The 2,128-nt window shown below is 39.7% G+C and carries 4 protein-coding genes; all 4 read right to left on the bottom strand.

What is annotated here, in order from left to right:
* Nucleotides 1-33: 33 nt before the first annotated feature.
* The 4 genes from WBJ10_RS11440 to rpmI all read right to left on the bottom strand — a co-directional run bounded on the left by WBJ10_RS11440 (nt 34) and on the right by rpmI (nt 2,123).
* Nucleotides 34-432, bottom strand: coding sequence for a hypothetical protein (locus tag WBJ10_RS11440; RefSeq protein WP_424290397.1), 399 nt, complete (start codon nt 430-432; stop codon nt 34-36).
* A gap of 169 nt (nt 433-601) precedes the next feature.
* Entirely contained in the window at nt 602-1,174 is a 573-nt protein-coding gene (locus tag WBJ10_RS11435; protein ID WP_424290395.1) for a YceI family protein, read from the bottom strand.
* Nucleotides 1,175-1,500: 326 nt separating this feature from the next.
* Nucleotides 1,501-1,845, bottom strand: a complete 345-nt coding sequence (rplT, locus tag WBJ10_RS11430; protein ID WP_411274715.1) for a 50S ribosomal protein L20 — start codon at nt 1,843-1,845, stop codon at nt 1,501-1,503.
* A gap of 77 nt (nt 1,846-1,922) precedes the next feature.
* Nucleotides 1,923-2,123 (bottom strand): 50S ribosomal protein L35, encoded by a 201-nt coding sequence (rpmI, locus tag WBJ10_RS11425; protein ID WP_340382957.1) that lies wholly within the window; start codon nt 2,121-2,123, stop codon nt 1,923-1,925.
* Between the last annotated feature and the right edge of the window lie 5 nt (nt 2,124-2,128).

Below are 2,128 nucleotides of genomic sequence, written 5' to 3'. Positions count from 1 at the left end.
TACTTTTTACATTACACGTCCGTTATTCCCACTTTAATTAACCTTAATAGTATGAGTCAAAAAGGTCTTATCAGCCTTTAAAAACTTCAGTTCATAAGTTCCCGGCCTTGAAGTTTTGAATCTATAATCGACAACCAGATAGACTATAGCCTGGGTGCACATCTCCCCTTTGTAATGAACTTTGCCCGCCACTGTACGAAGGTTACCATCTGCAATTTCCTTTAATTCGCCAGATACAGCACAACCGTTATTTCCCTGTAGGGTCACCTTGAACAATTGTTCCTCACCCACTCTGGCAGTGGTTGGGCCTTCGATCTCTGTTATTGCAGATATTTCATTAGCTGCAATAGTTCCTGAATCTTTATTACAGCCTCCCACCCCGGATAAAGTGATCAGCGTAGCAGAAATCATAATATTTAAAAGTGTTTTCATGAACTTAAGTGCTTTTTAATCATTATAGGGATAAAAGAATGAAAGTAGGAAATATAATTACAGTTGTAGAGAATTTCTGTGAATTTAAAAGCGTATTTCTTGCCCATTAAGCTTCAAGCAAAAAAAGGGAACGCTACGGTCCCCTTCTTACAATTAATGTGAAACGTAATTACTGCGCAAATTCTCCATCTGCTTCAATACGCACTTCATTGCTAATCATAGCGTCAGGGAAAGTGCTGCCCAAATTAAAGTCTGAACGATTGATTGTACCCGTTACTTTGAATCCTGCTATTGATTTTTTGTTCTGTGGATGCTCTACGGTTCCTCTGTATTGAAGAAGAAGCGTTACTGGCTTTGTGATTCCATGAAGTGTTAGATCGCCGTTCAGTTTAAATTTGTTTTTTCCTGCTTTTTTAAGAGAGGTGCTTTTAAAGCTCAATTCAGGAAATTTTTCTGCATCAAAGAAGTCAGCGCTTTTTAAATGCTTATTTCTCGCCTCAACACGGGTATCTATTGAGTTGACTTTAGCGGTGAATTCAAAAATGCCATCACTAAAATCGGATTTAGATGAAGTTATCTTAGCGTCAAAGTCGTTGAACGTACCTGACACGTCAGCTACACCCAGATGGGTTACTGTGAATTTTACTTGCGAATGCGGGTCATCATTCTTCCATACATTATCTAATAATGTGAATGAGCTTAATACCACAAGTGTGGAGAGGATAATGGATAGTTTTTTCATGATTGATTTTGGTTATTGGTTAATTGATTTGGTTAATAAGATGTTTAAACATCATTATTCCAAATTTAATAAAATATGTAGCTAGTATTGTTGAGGGCGTGTAATAAAGAGTAATTCGCTCCGCTGTGGTCGAAAGCCAGTTGAATTTGAGATATCCCAGTGAAGCAAGCAACGCTGCCCGTTAAGTTTAAAAAAGCATACGGCTGGCGACAGTCGTCGGGCACACCAGCGGCAGGAGCCGCAGTGCATTGAGGAGTTCCCGAATAAATAGGGGAACAAAAAAGGGAGCCTCTCAGCTCCCTTCCACACAATTACATTAATAAAATCTATTTTACAGTTTCAACGACAGCTTTGAAAGCTTCCGGGTGATTCATTGCAAGGTCAGCTAAAACCTTACGGTTTAATAGGTTTCCATTTGCAGTTAATTTCCCCATTAAAACTGAATATGATAATCCGTGCTGACGGGCACCTGCGTTGATACGCTGGATCCATAATGCTCTGAATTCTCTTTTCTTAGTCTTACGGTCACGGTAAGCATATTGCAAACCTTTTTCGACTGTGTTCTTAGCAACGGTAAAAACCTTGCTTCTTGATCCCCAATAGCCTTTGGCCAGGTCGAGGACCTTCTTTCTTCTTCTTCTTGACGCTACTGCGTTAACCGAACGTGGCATGTTGTTTTGTGTTTTGGTAAGCGGTGTCCCTCTATGGAAACTTTAAGACCTGATACCTGGTTAAATTGATTTGTTAATTACTTGCCGATACAAAGCATACGTTTCACGTTGCCCATATCTGCGTCAGATACTAAACTAGTCTGACCTAAAGCACGCTTGCGTTTAGTGCTCATCTTGGTTAAGATGTGGCTCTTGAAAGCGTTCTTTCTTTTGATTTTACCTGTTCCAGTAAGCTTGAAGCGCTTTTTTGCACTGGAACACGTCTTCATTTTTGGCATAACTC

The sequence above is a fragment of the Daejeonella sp. genome, from assembly GCF_049655485.1.
GTDB lineage: Bacteria > Bacteroidota > Bacteroidia > Sphingobacteriales > Sphingobacteriaceae > Daejeonella.
The sequence above is the reverse complement of the archived record's forward strand: the minus strand, read 5'-3'. Positions and strand labels throughout refer to the sequence as shown.